Raw genomic sequence first — 19,072 nt, 5'->3', positions numbered from 1 at the left:
TAAATCGTAAATCATAAATCGTAAATAAACAAGTATGCGTAAGCACGTAAAAAATATCATATTACTAGCAGTAACTTTAAATATATTGGTATCATTTGCTCAAGATAGAGAAAAAGACACGATAAGAACAGGGGTTATTGACGTTGTAAAACCATATACACCTTCCATATCCGATGCTTTTAAGGTTAAGGAAACACCAAATTTAGATGATGATGTTACCACAAATAAAAAGGAAATAAAGTACAATATCTTTTCAATTCCAGTGGCATCAACCTTTACGCCTGCGAAAGGAAAAGCGGCAGTTGTAGAACAAAAAGCACCCGAAAAAATATTTGATAACTACGCAACGGTGGGTGTGGGTACGTATACCACTATTCTAGGTGAAGTGTATGTAAGTCATGCGTTGAGTAGAACGGAAAGCTTTGGGGGTTATATAAGTCATCATTCGTCTCAAGGCGGTATTGAAGATTTAGTGTTTGATGACAACTTTTCAAACTCAAAGCTTAACCTGAATTATGTATCGCATTTAAGGGATCTATCATGGAATATAGAGGGTGGATTTCAGCACCAAAACTATAATTGGTATGGTGTGCCAGAATTTCAATTAGATGAAGCAGAAGCAGACCAAATTGCCATGGGGCATTCCTTTTTTGGAGCACATTTAGGTAGTGATATTTCATTTCATGATACTTATATAAATTCCGCAAATGTTTTTTTTAGACGTTTTGGAGATAATCAAGGTTCTGGTGAGAATAGATTTACCGCACAAATAAAAGCAGATATTCCTATTAATAGCGATGAAGAATTGGCCACGGTTTTGAAGTTCGATTATTTGGGAGGTGCTTTCGATAGGAGTTATGAAGTAGATGAAGAATTAAAATATGGAAACTTTTTTGTGGGATTATCATCTGCTTATGAAATGAAACAAGATGATTTAACCGTTAATTTGGGGGCATCGGTTTATTATTTAAATGATACCCAAGGTAGTGATAACAAAATTTTTGTGTATCCAAACGTCACCGCAACCTACCGATTGGTTAACGATATTTTAATTGCTTATGGCGGTATTCAAGGTGATTTAATCCAGAATTCCTATTATGGTTTTGCTAATGAGAACACATTTGTATCGCCAACATTATTAATTCAGCCAACCGACCAATTGTATAATGCGTTTGTGGGGTTGAAAGGAAAAGTGTCCAGCCATGTGAGTTATAATTTTAATGGTAGATACATGTCAGATAGGGATAAAGCTTTGTTCAGGAATAATGAAATAACGTCTAATAGCACCCAAAACTATTCTTATGGAAACTCCTTTGGTATTGTGTATGACGATGTAAAAACCTATAGTGTAGCTGGTGAAATTAATGTAGACGTCAATAGAAATTTTACATTAGGTTTGAAAGCTGAATTTTTTAGTTATTCTTCCGATACACAAGCAGAAGCTTGGAATTTACCAGACACCAAAGGCTCCTTATTCTTAGATTACCAAATAAGTGATAAGTGGTATGCAGGTGCTAATTTATATTATATTGGCGAACGTAAAGATCAATTATATCTAAATGATGGCGTTACAGTGGCTTCACCATTTACAGTAACTTTAGATAGTTATTTTGACGCCAATGCGCATATAGGGTATCATATTAACGACCAATTTTCTGTATTTGCTAAAGGCAATAACTTAGCAAATCAAGGGTACCAACGTTGGCAAAATTTCCCTGTACAAAGCATGCAGTTTTTAGCTGGGGCGACTTATAAATTTGATTTTTGACGCTTGTGTCACCCTGAACTCACCTGTGCTGAACTCGTTTCAGTATTTCAGGGTCTCATAAATAGAAATAATTGTCATTCCCGCGAAGGCGGGAATCTCATCAATTGAAATTCATGTTTTAAATGAAAAAGATATTCTTTATCATTTTAGTTCTCTGTTTTAATTTTTGTATTTCTCAGCAAGTAATTCAAACATTAAATCTTTCAGATGCTGCTTTAGAATTAACTAAGCATAAAGTGGTTTACGACCCAAGTTATTTTTCAATTAATTATCCTAATGGAGATGTTCCAAGTGATAAAGGTGTTTGTACTGACGTTGTAATTAGAGCTTACCGAAAATTGGGGATTGATTTACAAAAAGAAGTTCATGAAGATATGAAAACCCATTTCTCTTTATATCCAAAGATATGGGGGTTGAAAACAACAGATAAGAATATAGATCATAGACGTGTTCCAAATTTAATGACTTATTTTGAGCGTCAAGGGACCGCTAAACCAATAACTAATAGCATGAAAGATTATATACCTGGAGATATAGTTTGTTGGAATTTAGGAGGGGCAATAACCCATATTGGAATTGTAGTTAATAAGAAATCAAACGATGGAAAAAAGATATTTGATTGTTCATAATATTGGTGGGGGACAAGTTTTAGAAGATTGTTTGTTTAAATTTAAAATAATTGGTCATTATAGGTTTATCCCAACCTAGCCAAATAATCAAAATGCGAACCGTCCAAGACCAGTTCGCATGTTAAGCCAACGGTATCGCAAGCTAGTTTTAAAGTATCAAAATCCAAATACAACCATTTCATAGGTGTTTCTTCCTCTCCTTTATAGCTTAAATAATAATCGAGTTCACCGTAATAGTTAGCATGGGCATCCATCCAAAAACCACCATCGTCGTCTTCGTACATGTATTTAATATCCGAAGAATCTATTAAAATCTGTCCGTTAGGTTTTAGTAGACTTTTTAAATGCGTTAAGTATTTAGAAACTTGAGAGAGTTCTTGAAAGATGCCTGTGCCATTCATCAACAATAAAACAGTGTCGAAGGTATCTTTTTCATCTAAAATATTTTTGACTTCCGCATGGGTAACGCCACGAAGTTTAGAAACTTCAATAGCGCCTTTTGAAATATCAATGGCTTTGACAGTAAAGCCTTTTTTCTGTAAATACAAACTGTGATTCCCTGCACCACAGCCCACATCTAAAACGGAACCTTTAGCCAATTGCAAGGCATTTTTTTCTAGCTTGGGCATGTCTTTAAAATCTCGAAACAGATAGGGAAGTGGCAAATCATCTTCCTCAGAAATATTGGTGGACGTGATGAGGTCTTCGGTATAATGTCCGTTTTGGTAATCTAATAAAGCTCGTCCAAATAAGTCTTTCATCTTTTTCTTGTCATGCTGAACTTGTTTATTCACAAACATATTATTTTAATTAAAGTGTTCATGAATTTTCAATTTCAGCATCTCATTTAAAATAGTATTTTTACCCCATGCAAAACATCATCAATAATCTTCCAAAGCTTGCCAAAGATAAGCATAACGAAAGCAAAAAATTCTTTGAGAAGCTAAAAAACAAGCCTCCAAAGAATCTGGATTATGTGATGGAAGAATTGCATGAAGCCGAGTTTAAAAAAACAGATTGCTTGCAATGTGCTAATTGCTGTAAAACCACGGGTCCTTTATTTACAGATAAAGATATTGAACGAATTGCCAAACATTTCAAACTGAAACCGCAGCAGTTTATCAATCAGTATTTACGAATTGATGAAGACAAAGATTATGTGTTGCAAGGTGTGCCGTGCACATTTTTAGGAGCGGATAATTATTGTTCCATTTACGACGTCCGACCAAAAGCTTGCCAAGAATTTCCGCATACCGACAGAAAAAAATTTCAACAAATTTCAAATCTTACTCTAAAAAATGTAGCTATTTGTCCAGCAGCTTTTAATATTGTTGAGGAGATTAAACGACGGATTAAGCTTTAGTTTTCAGTCTCAGTTTTCAGTAATATCATTGACTAAAACTGCTTCCAATTCTTCTCCAAAAGCCTTCATATCTATACCTGATTTATTTGTTAAAACCGTAATAACCACATCTTCTTCAGGGAAAATCATTAAAATGCTAGAAGCGCCAACACCACCACCTGTATGGTAATATTTAGGGGTGTCATGTTTTGTTTTTTCTACTGAAAAACCAATGCCATAACCCGTTCGGTTACCATTTTTTAACCGTTGCGATGTTACCAATTGTGCGAGTGATTCTTTAGAAATTAGGGTTGGCGAAATAAGTTCATTTCCAAACTTTACAATATCTTCTGACGTTGCTAAAAAACCACCACCGGCTATTTTATATTCGTTGGCAACTGGATTGGATAAAATACGCTTTGTTCTGTAAAAATTAGTGGTGTTGGGTGGGATGGCGTTTGAGGCATCCATAGTGGTATTGTCCATTTTTAAGGGGATTAAAATAGAATCCCTAACCATTGCATAAAAGTCTTTATTCGCTGCTTTTTGCATCACTTCACTTAGCAATACATAACCCAATGAGTTATAATGAAAACTGGTTAAAGGTTCAAATAAAAGCGGGTCATTCTTAAAAATATCCAACCCTTCGGTAATGGTCATTCGCTTATTTAATTTGAATTCATCATCCGTAGTATGCCTAATACCAGCCAAGTGTCCGCCTAATTGTCGGGCAGTAAAGTCGTATTCTTTTTTAGGGTAATCGGGTAAATAGTTATAAATACTGGTATCTAAATCAATCATCTTATCTTCAGCCAATTTCGCAAGCATCACGGCAGTTATGGATTTAGAAATACTGGCAATTCTAAATAATGTCAAACTTGGGTTTATAGGTACAGTTGGTTTACGTTTGCCATAACCAAATCCTTCAGACCAAATAATCTCTCCGCCTTTTGAGACAGAAATCGCCATGCCTGGAATATGTTGGCTTTTTAAAAATTTTTTAGCCTTTTTCCTGGCGATACTTATTTTTTGTTGTGTAGGATTATCAATATGTTGACTAAAACCCAGAGAGGTTAAGAGCAGCATGAGAGAGGCAATGATTCGCTTCATTAATTATAAATTAAATATTTTTTACGTGAATTTTTAAAAGTTTCAAGTCCTTGTTGCCAAGTGGCTTTGATTTGCTCTTCACTTAAACCTGCTTCAATTTGCTTTTGAAGTTTGGCTGTACCAGCATGTGTGGTAAAATTAGCAGTGTTAAAAACCTTTGATTTATCCGATGCATTATTATAGGCTTTTATGAGCCATTTTAAGCTCACTTGATTTGTTGTTTTTTCATCTTTTAAATCTTCGCCATAACAAAGTATGCCTTTATGCTTCGGATTTTTAGCACCAAAATTTTCGACAGGCGTATAGGTGAATGTAAAAACAGACTTATTCAAAAACGGTGCACCATATCTCTGAAATTGAAATTCTGTGCCACGACCTGCATTTATAGTAGTGCCTTCAAATAAACCAAGACTGGGGTATAATTTTATGGATTGATCGTTTGGAAGGTTTGGCGAAGGCCGAATAGGTAAACTGTAAGGCATATTATGATTGTAATTTTTAACAGGAATTACGGTAATTTGGCATTGAACACCATTTTTTAACCATTTTTCGCCATTTATCATTTTAGCATATTCACCAATAGTCATGCCATGTACTAACGGAATGGGGTGCATGCCTAAAAAACTTTGGTTTTCTATTTCTAAAGTTGGGCCATCAACATAACTGCCATTCGGGTTGGGTCGGTCTAGAATAATCAAAGGAATATTGGCTTCCGCACAAGCTTCCATAACATAATGCAGGGTAGAGATATAAGTGTAAAAACGAACGCCCACATCTTGCAGGTCGAAAACCATCACATCTATATTAGATAAGTCGTCCGATTTTGGTTTTCTATGTTCGCCGTGAAGCGACACAATCGATAAACCCGTTTTAGCATCTTTACTATCGTTAACAAGTTCGCCAGCATCAGCAGTGCCACGAAAACCATGCTCTGGAGAAAATACTTTAGAAATTTTAATATTTAAAGCCAAAAGCGAATCTACCAAATGCGTATAGTTTTTACCATTCGCTTTAAATACCACACTTGTTGGGTTGGCTACAACGCCAATGCGTTTTCCTTTAAGTAGGGATATGTATGTTTCGGTTTGGTTAGCACCAACAATAATATTACTGTCATCCTGAACTTGTTTCAGGATCTCATGAGGTTTATCTGTCTCAGTTTTTTTATCCACTGTCTTCAGTATTCCGTCTCCCGTCTTCCCCGTGTTCCCACAAGAAATAAGTACTAAAACAATTCCGATAGTTATCGGGAAAACTGTATTTTTGAGAACATTAAACCACATATACAAAATTTGAATTACGAATATTTTATAGCAAAACGCATTATTGGCAGTAAAGCGTATAAAAGTAGTATTTCGGCACCAATAATAAAAATTGGTATCGCAGCAATTGCAATTGGTATTGTGGTCATGATGATTGCTATTGCTACAGGCATAGGTTTACAGCAGAAAATACGTGATAAAGTCGTGGCGTTTAATGGGCATGTTACCATAACGAATTATGATAGCAATAATTCGCAAGAAAGTGTATTTCCAATTTCCACAAAGCAAGATTTTTATCCAGAATTCAAGTCCGTTGAAGGGGTAAGGCATATTCAAGCAGTGGCAACCAAATTTGGCGTGATTCGTACCGAAACCGATTTTGAAGGTCTAGTTCTAAAGGGCGTGGGTGGCGATTATGATTGGAGCTATTTTAAAGATTTTTTAGTGGAAGGTCGTGTGCCAGATTATACCCAAAAACGTAATGAAGACGTGTTAATGTCGCAATATATTGCCAACCGATTGGGTTTTAAGTTAGGTGATACCTTCCAAATGTTTTTTAAAAAAGTAGACCCCGAGAAACTGCCAAACATTATCACTTATAAAATAGTAGGGATTTACAATTCTGGGTTTCAAGATTTTGATGCCACCTATGTTATTGGCGATATCAGGCATTTGCAACGTATTAATAATTGGGAATCCGACCAAGTTGGGAATTTTGAAATATTTATAACTGATTACAACGACCTTGACAATAAAGGCATTGAAATTTTTAAAGCCATTCCCTCAACGCTTGATGCCAAAACCATCAGTGAAAGCTATTATTCCATTTTTGAATGGATTAAAATATTCGATAAAAACATTTACGGCATTATAGGCATCATGATTTTAGTCGCTGGCATTAACATGATAACCGCTTTGCTGGTGCTGATTTTAGAGCGCACGCAAATGATTGGTATTTTGAAAGCCTTAGGCAGTAACAATTGGAGCATAAGAAAGTTGTTTTTATATAACGCCTCTTATTTAATTATTCTAGGCTTATTTTGGGGAAATCTGTTGGGCTTAGGCTTGCTATTTGCCCAAAAGCAGTTTAAACTCTTCCCGCTAGACCCTAGTGTGTATTACGTAACCGAAGCTCCAGTGTATATTAATTTCACCTATATTTTAGGCTTAAACATTGGCACCTTAGTATTGTGTTTATTGATGCTTTTGGTGCCTTCTTATATTATTACTAAAATATCTCCGGTTAAGGCGATTAGGTTTGAGTAGGCTAAAGGTAATATCCTCGTTTCCCAAATCCATGCTTTCATGCTAATAGAATAATTGTATTTTTGTGCCATGCAAAACACGCTTCAAGATTTTATACCCATAAGGGCACTAAACCCTGTTTTAGAACTTTTAAAGCATGAAAATTTAACGGTTACCGTGAAGAATGAGCGTAAAACACGTCATGGTGATTATAGGCAATTGCCTAATGGAAAACATCAGATAACAGTGAATTCCAATTTAAATCACTATCGATTTTTAATTACCCTTATACATGAAATCGCCCATTTTGAAGCTTATAAAACCTGCGGAAAATTTATAAAACCCCATGGTGTAGAGTGGAAACGTACCTTCCAGCATTTAATGTTGCCATTTTTAAATCCAGATGTTTTTCCTTCATCACTCTTGCCCTTATTGGCAAAGCATTTTAAAAATCCTAAAGCGACCAGTGATACCGATACTAAATTGGCATTGGCATTAAAACAATACGACCAACCTAATGATAAAACATTTATTTTTGATGTACCGTTTGGAAGCATGTTTAAATTATACAATGGTAAGATTTTTAAAATGGGACCATTGCGGGTAAAACGTTACGAGTGTTTGGAGATTAAAACAGGAAAGTTGTATCTTTTCAATCCGAATGCAGAAGTAGAACTAATTGCTTTATAAAGTAGGAATCAAATAAAAATATATAAACACATTCTTAACTAATGGGAATGAGAATACATTTAATATGAACAAAAATTATTACGCTATATTAATGGCAGGCGGAGTAGGATCTCGGTTTTGGCCAGTAAGTACAGAAAGCTTTCCAAAGCAGTTTCATGATATGTTAGGAACTGGCGATACGCTTATTCAAAAAACATTTCACCGTTTGGCACATTTAATTCCGAAAGAGAACATTTTCATTTTAACCAATGAAAAGTATAACGATTTGGTATTAGAGCAACTTCCTGAAGTAACCCAGCGCCAAGTGGTTTTAGAACCGGCCATGAGAAATACAGCACCATGTATTTTGTATGCCTCATTAAAAATACAAAAGGAAAACCCAAATGCGGTGATGATTGTGGCGCCCAGCGACCACTGGATTGAAGATGAAATAACCTTTTCTAAAAACGTGGAACAAGCTTTTGATTTTTGTTCAAAAAATGATGCCCTTGTGACGCTTGGTATTCAGCCAACTTTTCCAAACACCGGTTTTGGTTATATTGAGTTTGATAAAAATACATCTGATACCATCAAATCTGTTAATCAGTTTAGGGAAAAACCCGATTATGAAACCGCTAAATCATTTATAAAACAAGGGAATTTTCTTTGGAATGCCGGTATTTTTATGTGGAGTGTTAAAAGTGTGGTGGAAGCTTTTAAAACTAACCAACCTCGTTTGTACGGTCTTTTTGAAAATGGTATGCATGCTTATAATACAGATGGTGAGGACGAATTCATTCTACAGAATTATCCAAAGGCTGATAATATTTCGGTAGATTATGCCATCATGGAAAAATCCAGCAATGTATATGTCATTGGGGCAGAATTTGATTGGAACGACCTAGGAACCTGGGGTAGTTTATATGATAAATTGGATAAAGATAATAGTGGGAACGCCGTTGTTAATGCTAGAACTTTAACAGAAGATGCCTCGGGAAATATGATTAGAACCAAAAAGAATAAAATTGTGGTTGTTGATGGTTTAAACGATTATATTATTGTAGATAAAGAAGATGTGTTACTTATTTATCCGAAATCCAAAGAACAGGATATTAAAAAAGTGTTACAAAAAGTAAAAGATGCTTTTGGAGTAGAACATGGTTAAAAATGGATGTAAATCCGGATAATTTATTTTTTATATTAGTGTCTTGTGACTAAAAATGAGTTCTATATAAATGGAAGAAAACAAATTCAATTTTTCTGATGATGAAAACGGAAAAGAAGCATCGGTTGAGCAATCCAAAAAGAATTTAAAAAAGGAAGCTCTAGGGTTGTTTTTAAGTATAAATAAGTTTCTGAAAGAATTATTAGATTTTAGAGAGGATACCGACAGGGATGCCACAATACAGGCTATAAAAAACGACATTCCTTTTAAAGGCGCCACAGCTTGGATTTTAATATGTTCTGTTTTTGTGGCTTCCATAGGTTTAAATGCGAATTCCACTGCAGTTGTTATTGGAGCCATGTTAATATCCCCGCTAATGGGGCCTATTTTAGGGGTTGGTTTGTCTATAGCGATTAATGATGTTGATACATTAAAGCGATCACTCATTAATTTGGGTATTATGATTGTTCTTAGTTTACTAACGGCATTTTTGTTTTTTTATTTATTTCCATTAAGTGAAGATACCTCAGAACTTTTAGGGCGTGTAAAACCAGATATTCGCGATGTATTGATTGCTTTTTTTGGTGGTTCTGCATTACTTATCGCTCGAACTAAAAGAGGTACCATAGCGTCTGCCATTTTTGGAGTAGCTATTGCCACCGCTTTAATGCCGCCTTTGTGCACAGCAGGTTACGGCTTGGCTAAAGGTAACTGGCAATATTTTGGTGGGGCCATGTATTTGTTTTCCATTAACACTATTTTTATTGGTCTTGCGACTTTCATCATTTTAAAAGTATTACGCTTTCCTATGCTTAAGTATGTTAATTCTGCTAAGCGGAAACGTATTGGGAGATTAGCTTCATTGCTAGCCATTGTGGTGATGATTCCAGCCCTTTGGACGTTTATAAATGTATTGGAAGAGAGTAATTTTATGAAAGATGCCAGAGCGTTTGTTACGAATGAATTAACGGCATTACCTCATTCTGAATACATTAAAAAGAACGCTATTTATAATTATACAGATGGTAAAACAACCATAGAACTAAACACATTTGGTCTTGATGACATTCCTGAGACTGCTATAGAACTACTAAGGGTAAGGATGAGTGATTATACTGCATTGAAAAATACCGAACTAATTTTTAATCAAAACAAATCCAGAAATTTAGATAGCTTTAAATATATGGAGGAGTTGCGCTCAAGAGATTCCTTGGATTTATTATCCCAAACTCAAAAAATCACATTTCTGGAAACTAAATTAAAGCAGTTGTCAAAGTATGAGCGTAACCAAATTCCTTTTGATGATATAGCAAAAGAAGTGAAAATAAATTACACCAATTTAGATCATTTTTCGTATGCTATTGAAATAAAAACCAATTTCACTAAAATTGATACTATTCCTGTTTTTGAGGTAAAATGGAATAAATCTTTAGAGAAAGAAGCTGCAATTTTAAATGAAAGGCAAAAATTGGAAAGATGGTTAAAACAACGTTTATCTTTAGATACTTTGGTGGTTAGGCGCGTGTATTAATCACTGTTTTTCTTCAATATACATTTGGCGTACTTTTTTCATTAATTCTGAAGAATACACAAAATCGGTAACAACCTCATTATCGGTTTTAAATATGGTGTCTTTAGATCCTTCCCAAGCTTTTAAGCCATCTTTTAAGAACACGATTTTTTCACCAATTTCCATAACCGAATTCATGTCATGGGAATTAATAACGGTTGTAATATCGTATTCATCTGTAATTTCCTTTATCAGATTATCAATAATAATAGCCGTTTTTGGGTCTAGACCGGAGTTGGGTTCATCACAAAATAAATATTTAGGATTGTTTACAATGGCACGCGCAATGGCAACACGTTTTTGCATGCCGCCTGAAGCCTCACTGGGCATTTTATGATGGGCATCAATGAGGTTAACACGCTTTAAAACAAAATCCACCCTATCTTCCATTTCACTTTTGCTTTGCTTGGTAAACATTTTTAAAGGAAACATAACATTTTGTGCAATGGTCAAAGAATCAAATAGGGCACTACCTTGAAATACCATGCCAATCTCACCTCTTAAATCACGTTTTTGGTCTTCTGTTAATTCTGAAAATATTTTACCATCATAAGAAATACAACCCTGTTCATACGGAAAAAGACCTAATAAGCACTTTATAAAAACCGTTTTACCCGAGCCGCTTTGTCCAATAATAAGATTGGTTTTCCCTTTTTCAAAAGTGGTGCTAATGCCTTTTAAAACTTCTACGCCAGCAAATGATTTATGTAAATCTTTAACCTCTATCATTAGCTCAACAACATTTGGGTTAGTAAATAATTTAAAAGAATAATAACCACACTGGTCCAAACAAATGATGTGGTACTGGCCTTTCCAACTTCTAGAGCACCACCTTTCATATAAAAACCATGAAAGGAGGGAATAGTTGCTAAAATAAAAGCAAATACAGAGGTTTTAATAAAAGCGTAGGCAACGTGAAAAGGTTTAAAATCTAATTGGATTCCTGCAATATAGTCCTCCGCAGTACTAAAACCACCATAAACACTGGCGACCATACCTCCAAAAATTCCTAAAAACATAGCGATGGAAATCACAAACGGGTATAATAGTAAGGAAATAAATTTTGGAAACACGAGGTAGTTTAAAGAATTTATACCCATAACTTCCAAAGCATCAATTTGCTCTGTAACACGCATAGTACCTATGCTAGAGGTGATGAACGACCCTACTTTTCCCGCCATGATTATGGATATGAATGTTGGTCCAAATTCTAAAACAATAGATTGCCTGGTAGCAAAACCAACTAGGTTTTTAGGAATTAAAGGATTGCTAATATTTAATGCTGTTTGAATGGCAACCACACCACCAACAAAAAATGATATAAAAGCAACAATGCCTAAAGAGCCAATGATTAAATCATCTATATCTTTTAAAATCAATTGTTTCATGACCCCCCATTTGGTGGGTTTTCGAAACATTTCGACAATCATTAAAAAATAAGTGCCAATATTGTGTAGGTATAACATATCAAAATTTAATAGTGCTAAAGTAAAAAAAAGTTAGAGGTATTTAACCTTAATTTTAAATTAAGATATTTTTAAAACTGTATTTTTGACAATCGAATAATAAGTAGATATGAAAAACATTTTATACCTGATAGTCGTTTTTGTTGTGAGCCTGTCTTGCAAAGCTCAAAATAATGTTTCTAAAGTAGTGGAAACAAATACCTCAAATCCGAAATTGGTCGTTGGCATAGTTGTAGATCAAATGCGATATGATTATTTAACGCGTTTTTATAATAAATATGGAGAGGGTGGTTTTAAGCGTATTATAAACGAAGGATTTAACTGTAAAAACAACCATTTTAATTACGTGCCAACAAAAACGGGACCAGGACATGCCTCTGTTTTTACAGGAACTACCCCTAAATATCATGGGATCATTGGTAATGATTGGTACGATAAAAAGTTGAAACAAAAAGTGTATTGTGTAGAAGATGATTCGGTTACGTCTGTTGGTTCCAATGACGCAGAAGGCAAAGTATCTCCACACAGGTTATTAACAACAACGTTTGCTGACGAGAATAGATTATTTACCCAAATGCGTGGAAAAACTATAGGGATTGCTTTAAAAGATAGAGGTTCTGTTTTGCCAGCGGGACACACAGCGAATGCTGCTTACTGGTTTAATTATGAAAATGATGGAAATGGTAATTGGATTTCGAGTTCTTTTTATATGAATGAAATGCCTAAATGGGTTAAAGATTTTAACGATTCAAATATCACGGAATCTTATTTTAAAGAATGGAATACCTTATATGACATTAATACTTATACCGAAAGCGGCAGCGATTTAAACACTTTTGAAGGTGGTTTTAAAGGGAAGGAAACAGCGACGTTCCCTTACGATTTGGCTGGTTTGAAAGATGATAATGGCGGGTTTAATATCATTGCCGAATCGCCTTATGGTAATAGTTTAACGTCCGATTTTGCCATTGCAGCCATTAATGGAGAAGAATTGGGTGCGGATGATATTACAGATGTTTTAACAGTTAGTTATTCCAGTACTGATAAAGTAGGACATAATTTTGGACCAGATTCCAAAGAAATTGAAGATACCTATTTACGTTTAGATAAAGATTTAGAACGTTTATTAAATGCCTTGGATAATAAGGTTGGAAAAGGAAATTACACCCTATTTGTAACGGCTGATCATGCAGCTCCAAATGCTATAAATTATATGAAATCTGTTAAAGTGCCTTCTGGGTTTTTTAATGAGAGTGTTATGCAAAAGGAATTGAATGCATTTTTAAATGGTAAATATGGTCTTTCTAATGTTATCCTTAGCAGAATAAATAATCAGTTGTTTCTTGATTATCAACAATTGGAAGAACACAAATTAGATTTACAAACAATAAAAAAAGAAATTGCTCTAAAATTGTTAAGCTATGAATTGATTGATAAAGTGTATGTTACATCAGCAATTAATCATTTTGAAAATACTTCGGGAGATATAGAATTGTTGTTAAGTAACGGGCATAATCAAAAGCGATCGGGCGATATTTTATATGTATTTGATCCTTTTGTTCTTAATAGTGCCTCTTGGAATAAAACTGGTACAGACCATGGAACCGGATTAAATTACGACACCCACGTACCACTTTTGTTTTTTGGTAAAGGTATTAAACACGGTGAGACACTTCAAAAAACGGAGATAACCGATATTGCTCCAACCATGTCGGCACTTTTAGGAATAAGTTTCCCAAATGCTTCCATAGGTAAACCCTTAGAATTTGTTTTAGAATAGTTTGAACAAAAAAACGATATATTCTTTAATTGCTATTGCCCTTGTTTTAAGCATATATGGCTACGAGCATTTTTTAAAAGGTGAAGAGAAAACCATATTGGTTGATTCAGGCAAAAAACCTAAAGATGATACTAACGAATATTTTCTTCCAACAAGTACAACGGGACAAGTAATTCATCACCAAGGGTACTCGTTGTCGTATAGTGAACCGTACGAGCAAGCCGAATGGGTGGCATACGAATTAAAGAAAGCACATCTTTCCAACAGTCATTTTAAACGCCCTTATTTTGAAATTGATGAGGCTGTAAAAACGGGTGCAGCCGATTGGAGAAATTATAAAAATTCTGGTTATGACCGCGGACATCTTTGTCCTGCAGGCGATAGGAATTACAGTGAGTTTGCGCACGATGAAACCTTTTTAACCAGTAATATTAGTCCACAACAACATGATTTCAATTCTGGAATTTGGAATCGGTTGGAGCAAAAAGTACGCTATTGGGCTAGCAAATATGATGGCGTTTTTGTGGTTACGGGCGGTGTTTTAAAAGGACAAATGAAAACGATTGGTTATGAAAATGTTGCTGTTCCCAATCAGTTTTATAAAGTGTTGATTGATAATAATACCGGAGACACCAAAATGATTGGTTTTTTAGTGCCACATGAAGCATCCAATAAACCATTGTATGAGTTTGTGGTGCCTGTTGATTCTATTGAAGCATTAACAGGCATTGATTTTTTCCCAGAATTGGAAGATATTTTCGAAAATAGACTGGAAGCGTCTAGTAATTATAAAGATTGGAGTTTTAATTAGGTTTGTTAGTTGTTAGTTGTTAGTTGTTAGTTGTTAGTTGATGGTTCTTGGTTGTTTGTCATCCTAAACTTGTTTCAGGATTTCAAATAAATGAATTACTTCATTTTATTCAACATCCCTTTCCAACGTAAATTTCTAATGAATTTGCCTTCTTCTTCCGTAACTAAAAAGTCTGTATTATTTTTTTTCGCTTCAAAATAACCCGCCATATAATCCTTAAATAAATCAAACCTTCTTTTTTTATACGCTAGTTTTATGGCTGAAATTAAAGTAATCGTAAAGCCATACCGCATTTTGTACATGGCTTCGCCTTGCAAATATTTTGATGCTTTGTTATAGCTTATTCCAGTAGGTTTTAAGTGTTTTACCTTTAAAGAGTCATCGGTTAAAAGTTCCCAGCCATAATATTTGGCAAGCAGTTCGTCCACCGTATCCCAACCCATGGATGGTTTTAATTTCCCAATTTGCAGAAAACATTCTTTTCTATAAGCTTTTAAGGCCCCTCTTATATGGTCTTTTCGGGTTAAGTTTTCTAAAATCCAATGCCCATTTTTTTCTATATAGCAAAATCCAGCGACCATACCTAGTTTGTCATTTTTCCTAAAATGTATGGAAAGTTGCTCTAGATAGTTATTCGGGAAGATTAAATCGGCATCAAACTTACAAATCACATCATAATTACTGTCTAAAACCGCATATCCTTTATAAAATGCATTGATGATTTTTGAACCCGGTAAATGTTCGTTTGTGGATTTAGAATTGATTAACTCAATCCAAGAATATCTAGTACGATAGGCTTCTACAATATCTCGAGTGCCATCCGTAGAATTATCATTTACCACCACAATACGTTTTGGTTTTAATGTTTGTTTCACTAAAGAATCGAGGGTTAAACCAATCGAACTTTCTTCGTTATGCGCTGGTATGATGATATAAAAATTCAAAAAATGAAATGTATTTTAGTGTTTGATTTTTTCTGCATAAACAATGTAATATCTAGGCGTAAAAAACCTTAAAATCGGTCTTAAACCCAATTTTTTAGTTGGGTTCGTCCATTTTTCAGTAGCGATGATTTTCCACCCGGTTTTTTCCAATAGCCAATCAAATTGCCAATCTTCAAATTCATGATAATGCCTATCAAGCATATCGGTTTTACTTCTATATGCAGGTGAAAACCATAATTTAAGGGGCACGCTTGCAACAAGTTTATCTGTTGGAATAGATTTTAAAACTGTAAAGGGTGATAATAAATGTTCGAAAATCTCAAAAGCGGTAACCACTTGGGCCTCAGAATATTTTATGGCAGACGTATCAATATCCAAATCCTCACCCAAAGTATTACTTACTTTATAACCATGTTCTTGCATCACTTTTGTAAACGGATTTTCAACACCTAAATCTAAAATAGTTTCAGTATTGGAAATGTATTTTTTTAAGAAGTTAATGGTATGTTTATAGCGTTTATCTGGATAACTGTTCTGGTACATTCGTTATATTTATTTCAAAGATATTAAATAAGCAGAAATTGAGCAGGTAAATCAATTTCATATTTAAAATGTTTTATATTATAAAGTATTCAAAGTAATTATAAAAAGTGTATAGTTTTATTAGAAACCTTTACTTTTGAAAGTATTAAAAATAAATGACGTGTTTGATTATTACAAGTTATTCAAAACCAACTTTTGAAAAGAAATAAAACACATAAACAAGTCTTTTGGTTCACCATAATTAATTATGTTGGTGTAGTCATAGGCGTTATTTCTACGGTATTTATTTATCCTTATGACAAGGAGTTTCTTGGCATGGTTCGTTATGTTGATAGCATGGCGCAAATGCTTTTTCCTATAATGGTTTTTGGTGGTGCACAGGCACTTATTCATTTTTATCCGTCACTCACGAAGCATAATAAAAATCGACTTTTTAAGTATGGTATTGTTACTGTTTTGGGCTTAAGTTTGGTGATTTTGGTAGTTCTTTTATTTGGAAAGACATTTATTGATTGGGATAATTACAAATATGTATTTTATGCGTTTCCTCTAGCATTTTCCTTAGCTTTTGTTGAATTATTTAAAAGGCAGGCCACCAATATTGAGAAATTGGAAATACCTACTTTGTATGAAAAAATAATTCCGAAAGTCAGCCTACCCATCATATTCTTGCTTTTAATAGCTGAACATTTAGATAAAATAAGTGCGTTGGTTGCATTTATCGGTTCTTATTTTATTTTACTTCTGCTAATGGTCCTATATGTATTGAGGCATTATAGATTACATAGCGGTTATAATTTTAAATCGCTTTTTAATGAAGTGCCCAAAATGGAATATTATAAATACAGTTTTTATAGTTTTTTAGGGAGTTTTGGTGCGCTTTTCGCTTTTAGAATAGATGCTTTTATGATTCCAGAGTTTTTATCTTTTGAAGCCAACGGAACGTTTAATATCGGAGTGGCGTTGGCAACATCATTAGCCATACCAGCGACTGGTATGTTTGCCATTTATGCCCCTAAAATCTCGGCTTATTTAAAGAATGACGGTATTGTTGAATTAGGAAAAAAATATATAGAAACGGCTAAATTGTTATTTTTTATTGGTGCCATTTTATACACCGCTGTTATTTTGGGAATTGAGTCGTTTTTTAGAATGTTGCCTACGTATGATAATTTGGTAGATTCCATTCCCATAATTATGCTCCTTGGTTTCAATGTGCTTTTTAACATGTCCACAGGTTTTAATTCTGAAATTATTTCTTATTCAAAATATTATAGGTTTAACATTATTGCGATACTTGTGTTATCTGTATTAAACATATGTTTAAATCTATTCTTTTTAACACAAACCAATCTGGGAATTATAGGTGTAGCCTATGCGTCTTTAATTGCTATGATAAGTTTTAACTGTTCCAAATTGATTTTTATTCATAAGAAATTTGGAATTCTACCTTTCGACAAAAACTATTTAAAACTTATTGGAATGGTGAGTGTGGTGTTTTTGATATGTTATTTACTGCCCGAAAACTCAAGTACAGTTTTAAACCTACTGTTAAAAGTAGGCTTAAATACATGTGTCATTATTTTGGTGACTTATAAAATGGAGTGGGTTTACAGCTTAAATTATTGGGTTGATAAACTAATTAAACCTGATAAATAATCGCATTAATATTCATGCCGGCACCCACGCTTGCAAACATAATGATGTCTCCTTTACTTATAGATTGATTTTCGAGTTCGCCTTTTAGAATTCTATCGAATAAAGTTGGGATGGTTGCGACACTGGAATTGCCCAGTTCTGTTATGGTCATGGGCATAATGCCTTTAGGCATATCCATATTATATAACTTGAAAAAACGTTGAACGATAGCCTCGTCCATTTTTTCATTGGCTTGATGAATCAGTATTTTTTTAAGGTTTTTAATATCTACACCACTTGAATCCAAACAGGATTTCATAGCAGCAGGAACATTTGTAATGGCGAATTCGTAAATTTTTCTACCATACATTTTTATGTAACGCCTTTTGCTTTTTGATTCTTGATTATTGGTTTCGCCAAAATAAATATAGTGAGCTTCATCAAATGCATATGTAACAGTTTCATGAGCAAGAATACCGCCTTCCAAATTCGTGGATTCTACAACAACGGCACCAGCACCATCGCTATAAATCATGGAATCCCTATCATGTTTATCAAGAATTCTAGATAATGTTTCAGACCCGATGACCAAACATTTTTTAGCCATGCCTGCTTTAATAAAAGCACTTGCTTGAATAACGGCTTCTACCCATCCCGGACAACCAAATAAAATATCATATCCAACACATTTAGGATTTTTAATTCCCAATAAATGTTTTACTCTGGAAGCCATACTTGGTACGGTGTCACTTTGGTGGGAATCATGCCTCACATCACCATAATTATGAGCCACAATAATATAATCCAATTCTTCCGGATTTATCTTAGAATCTACAATGGCACGTTCAGCAGCAAAAAAAGCCATGTCCGATGAATTCAAATGGGGTTTAGCATAACGTCGTTCCCGTATACCTGTAATGGCCTTGAATTTTTCAATAATAATGGTGTTTGAATGATTTATTGTTGAACCATCACTATTTAAGAATTCATGGTTTTGGAAGTTCTCGTTTTTCTCGACAATGTCTGGAATATAGCTTCCAGTTCCGGTAATTTTGATATTCATAAAAGAGAATTTGCCTAAAATAATTTTATTGTTGCAAGATAGTTTGTTTTGATTAAAAGTAAATTCA

General features: G+C 34.3%; 17 protein-coding genes and 1 pseudogene. 10 read left to right on the top strand and 8 right to left on the bottom strand.

Annotated features, from left to right (window positions below):
- Positions 1 to 34 precede the first annotated feature (34 nt).
- Together CSW08_RS17905 and CSW08_RS17900 are read left to right on the top strand one after the other, a co-directional pair.
- Positions 35 to 1,768, top strand: coding sequence for a porin family protein (locus CSW08_RS17905; RefSeq protein ID WP_106661291.1), 1,734 nt, complete (start codon positions 35 to 37; stop codon positions 1,766 to 1,768).
- A gap of 122 nt (positions 1,769 to 1,890) precedes the next feature.
- A pseudogene (locus tag CSW08_RS17900) lies at positions 1,891 to 2,476 on the top strand (DUF1287 domain-containing protein).
- Here the strand turns inward: CSW08_RS17900 and CSW08_RS17895 are convergent.
- Entirely contained in the window at positions 2,463 to 3,158 is a 696-nt protein-coding gene (locus tag CSW08_RS17895) for a class I SAM-dependent methyltransferase (protein ID WP_106661290.1), read from the bottom strand. The pseudogene CSW08_RS17900 and the gene CSW08_RS17895 sit on opposite strands and share 14 nt — an antisense overlap.
- A gap of 107 nt (positions 3,159 to 3,265) precedes the next feature.
- On the opposite strand from CSW08_RS17895, the gene CSW08_RS17890 reads away from it, so the two are divergent.
- Positions 3,266 to 3,760 carry a YkgJ family cysteine cluster protein gene (locus CSW08_RS17890; RefSeq protein WP_106661289.1) on the top strand — a complete coding sequence of 165 codons (495 nt, stop codon included), beginning with the start codon at positions 3,266 to 3,268 and terminating at the stop codon, positions 3,758 to 3,760.
- A 9-nt stretch (positions 3,761 to 3,769) separates the two neighbouring features.
- Here the strand turns inward: CSW08_RS17890 and CSW08_RS17885 are convergent, their stop codons facing one another.
- Both CSW08_RS17885 and CSW08_RS17880 read right to left on the bottom strand, forming a co-directional pair.
- The gene (locus CSW08_RS17885; protein ID WP_106661288.1) at positions 3,770 to 4,849 is read right to left on the bottom strand and encodes a serine hydrolase domain-containing protein; all 1,080 of its coding nucleotides are present in this window, start codon (positions 4,847 to 4,849) and stop codon (positions 3,770 to 3,772) included.
- The gene (locus tag CSW08_RS17880) at positions 4,849 to 6,132 is read right to left on the bottom strand and encodes an exo-beta-N-acetylmuramidase NamZ family protein (protein WP_106661287.1); all 1,284 of its coding nucleotides are present in this window, start codon (positions 6,130 to 6,132) and stop codon (positions 4,849 to 4,851) included. The genes CSW08_RS17885 and CSW08_RS17880 overlap by 1 nt, the downstream gene beginning before the upstream one ends.
- Before the next feature lie 9 nt (positions 6,133 to 6,141).
- Here CSW08_RS17880 and CSW08_RS17875 point away from each other — a divergent pair, with 9 nt between their 5' ends.
- The 4 genes from CSW08_RS17875 (at position 6,142) to CSW08_RS17860 (ending at position 10,721) form a co-directional block, all read left to right on the top strand.
- Positions 6,142 to 7,377, top strand: coding sequence for an ABC transporter permease (locus tag CSW08_RS17875; protein ID WP_106661286.1), 1,236 nt, complete (start codon positions 6,142 to 6,144; stop codon positions 7,375 to 7,377).
- Positions 7,378 to 7,446: 69 nt separating this feature from the next.
- Positions 7,447 to 8,046 (top strand): SprT-like domain-containing protein, encoded by a 600-nt coding sequence (locus CSW08_RS17870; protein ID WP_106661285.1) that lies wholly within the window; start codon positions 7,447 to 7,449, stop codon positions 8,044 to 8,046.
- Between the two features lie 64 nt (positions 8,047 to 8,110).
- The gene (locus CSW08_RS17865) at positions 8,111 to 9,190 is read left to right on the top strand and encodes a mannose-1-phosphate guanylyltransferase (RefSeq protein ID WP_106661284.1); all 1,080 of its coding nucleotides are present in this window, start codon (positions 8,111 to 8,113) and stop codon (positions 9,188 to 9,190) included.
- A gap of 70 nt (positions 9,191 to 9,260) precedes the next feature.
- Positions 9,261 to 10,721 (top strand): DUF389 domain-containing protein, encoded by a 1,461-nt coding sequence (locus tag CSW08_RS17860; RefSeq protein ID WP_106661283.1) that lies wholly within the window; start codon positions 9,261 to 9,263, stop codon positions 10,719 to 10,721.
- On the opposite strand, the gene CSW08_RS17855 is transcribed toward CSW08_RS17860, so the two are convergent.
- Positions 10,722 to 11,489, bottom strand: coding sequence for an ABC transporter ATP-binding protein (locus tag CSW08_RS17855; RefSeq protein WP_106661282.1), 768 nt, complete (start codon positions 11,487 to 11,489; stop codon positions 10,722 to 10,724).
- Positions 11,489 to 12,226, bottom strand: coding sequence for an MlaE family ABC transporter permease (locus CSW08_RS17850; RefSeq protein ID WP_106661281.1), 738 nt, complete (start codon positions 12,224 to 12,226; stop codon positions 11,489 to 11,491). The genes CSW08_RS17855 and CSW08_RS17850 overlap by 1 nt, the downstream gene beginning before the upstream one ends.
- 109 nt (positions 12,227 to 12,335) lie before the next feature.
- On the opposite strand from CSW08_RS17850, the gene pafA reads away from it, so the two are divergent.
- Positions 12,336 to 14,006, top strand: a complete 1,671-nt coding sequence (gene pafA, locus CSW08_RS17845) for an alkaline phosphatase PafA (protein WP_106661280.1) — start codon at positions 12,336 to 12,338, stop codon at positions 14,004 to 14,006.
- Position 14,007: 1 nt separating this feature from the next.
- The gene (locus CSW08_RS17840; protein WP_106661279.1) at positions 14,008 to 14,817 is read left to right on the top strand and encodes a DNA/RNA non-specific endonuclease; all 810 of its coding nucleotides are present in this window, start codon (positions 14,008 to 14,010) and stop codon (positions 14,815 to 14,817) included.
- 95 nt (positions 14,818 to 14,912) lie between these two features.
- Here CSW08_RS17840 and CSW08_RS17835 read toward each other — a convergent pair whose 3' ends face one another.
- A complete protein-coding gene (locus CSW08_RS17835) occupies positions 14,913 to 15,761 on the bottom strand; it encodes a glycosyltransferase family 2 protein (protein ID WP_106661278.1) in 849 nt (282 codons plus the stop codon).
- Between the two features lie 15 nt (positions 15,762 to 15,776).
- Positions 15,777 to 16,304: a methyltransferase domain-containing protein gene (locus CSW08_RS17830; RefSeq protein WP_106661277.1), complete on the bottom strand. Its 528-nt coding sequence runs from the start codon at positions 16,302 to 16,304 to the stop codon at positions 15,777 to 15,779.
- 195 nt (positions 16,305 to 16,499) lie between these two features.
- Here CSW08_RS17830 and CSW08_RS17825 point away from each other — a divergent pair, with 195 nt between their 5' ends.
- Positions 16,500 to 17,963: a lipopolysaccharide biosynthesis protein gene (locus CSW08_RS17825; RefSeq protein ID WP_106661276.1), complete on the top strand. Its 1,464-nt coding sequence runs from the start codon at positions 16,500 to 16,502 to the stop codon at positions 17,961 to 17,963.
- Here the strand turns inward: CSW08_RS17825 and CSW08_RS17820 are convergent.
- Positions 17,947 to 19,005: a 3-oxoacyl-ACP synthase III family protein gene (locus tag CSW08_RS17820; protein ID WP_106661275.1), complete on the bottom strand. Its 1,059-nt coding sequence runs from the start codon at positions 19,003 to 19,005 to the stop codon at positions 17,947 to 17,949. The two genes, CSW08_RS17825 and CSW08_RS17820, sit on opposite strands and share 17 nt — an antisense overlap.
- Between the last annotated feature and the right edge of the window lie 67 nt (positions 19,006 to 19,072).

Source organism: Confluentibacter flavum, assembly GCF_002843175.1.
Lineage (GTDB): Bacteria > Bacteroidota > Bacteroidia > Flavobacteriales > Flavobacteriaceae > Confluentibacter > Confluentibacter flavum.
This window is presented reverse-complemented; position numbering and strand designations above follow the sequence as displayed.

Excerpts from the sequence above, each read along its gene's own strand:
- CSW08_RS17905 (WP_106661291.1), top strand. The coding sequence starts at position 35 with ATGCGTAAGCACGTAAAAAATATCATATTACTAGCAGTAACTTTAAAT.
- CSW08_RS17895 (WP_106661290.1), bottom strand. The coding sequence starts at position 3,158 with ATGAAAGACTTATTTGGACGAGCTTTATTAGATTACCAAAACGGACAT.
- CSW08_RS17890 (WP_106661289.1), top strand. The coding sequence starts at position 3,266 with ATGCAAAACATCATCAATAATCTTCCAAAGCTTGCCAAAGATAAGCAT.
- CSW08_RS17885 (WP_106661288.1), bottom strand. The coding sequence starts at position 4,849 with ATGAAGCGAATCATTGCCTCTCTCATGCTGCTCTTAACCTCTCTGGGT.
- CSW08_RS17880 (WP_106661287.1), bottom strand. The coding sequence starts at position 6,132 with ATGTGGTTTAATGTTCTCAAAAATACAGTTTTCCCGATAACTATCGGA.
- CSW08_RS17870 (WP_106661285.1), top strand. The coding sequence starts at position 7,447 with ATGCAAAACACGCTTCAAGATTTTATACCCATAAGGGCACTAAACCCT.
- CSW08_RS17865 (WP_106661284.1), top strand. The coding sequence starts at position 8,111 with ATGAACAAAAATTATTACGCTATATTAATGGCAGGCGGAGTAGGATCT.
- CSW08_RS17860 (WP_106661283.1), top strand. The coding sequence starts at position 9,261 with ATGGAAGAAAACAAATTCAATTTTTCTGATGATGAAAACGGAAAAGAA.
- CSW08_RS17855 (WP_106661282.1), bottom strand. The coding sequence starts at position 11,489 with ATGATAGAGGTTAAAGATTTACATAAATCATTTGCTGGCGTAGAAGTT.
- CSW08_RS17850 (WP_106661281.1), bottom strand. The coding sequence starts at position 12,226 with ATGTTATACCTACACAATATTGGCACTTATTTTTTAATGATTGTCGAA.
- pafA (WP_106661280.1), top strand. The coding sequence starts at position 12,336 with ATGAAAAACATTTTATACCTGATAGTCGTTTTTGTTGTGAGCCTGTCT.
- CSW08_RS17830 (WP_106661277.1), bottom strand. The coding sequence starts at position 16,304 with ATGTACCAGAACAGTTATCCAGATAAACGCTATAAACATACCATTAAC.
- CSW08_RS17820 (WP_106661275.1), bottom strand. The coding sequence starts at position 19,005 with ATGAATATCAAAATTACCGGAACTGGAAGCTATATTCCAGACATTGTC.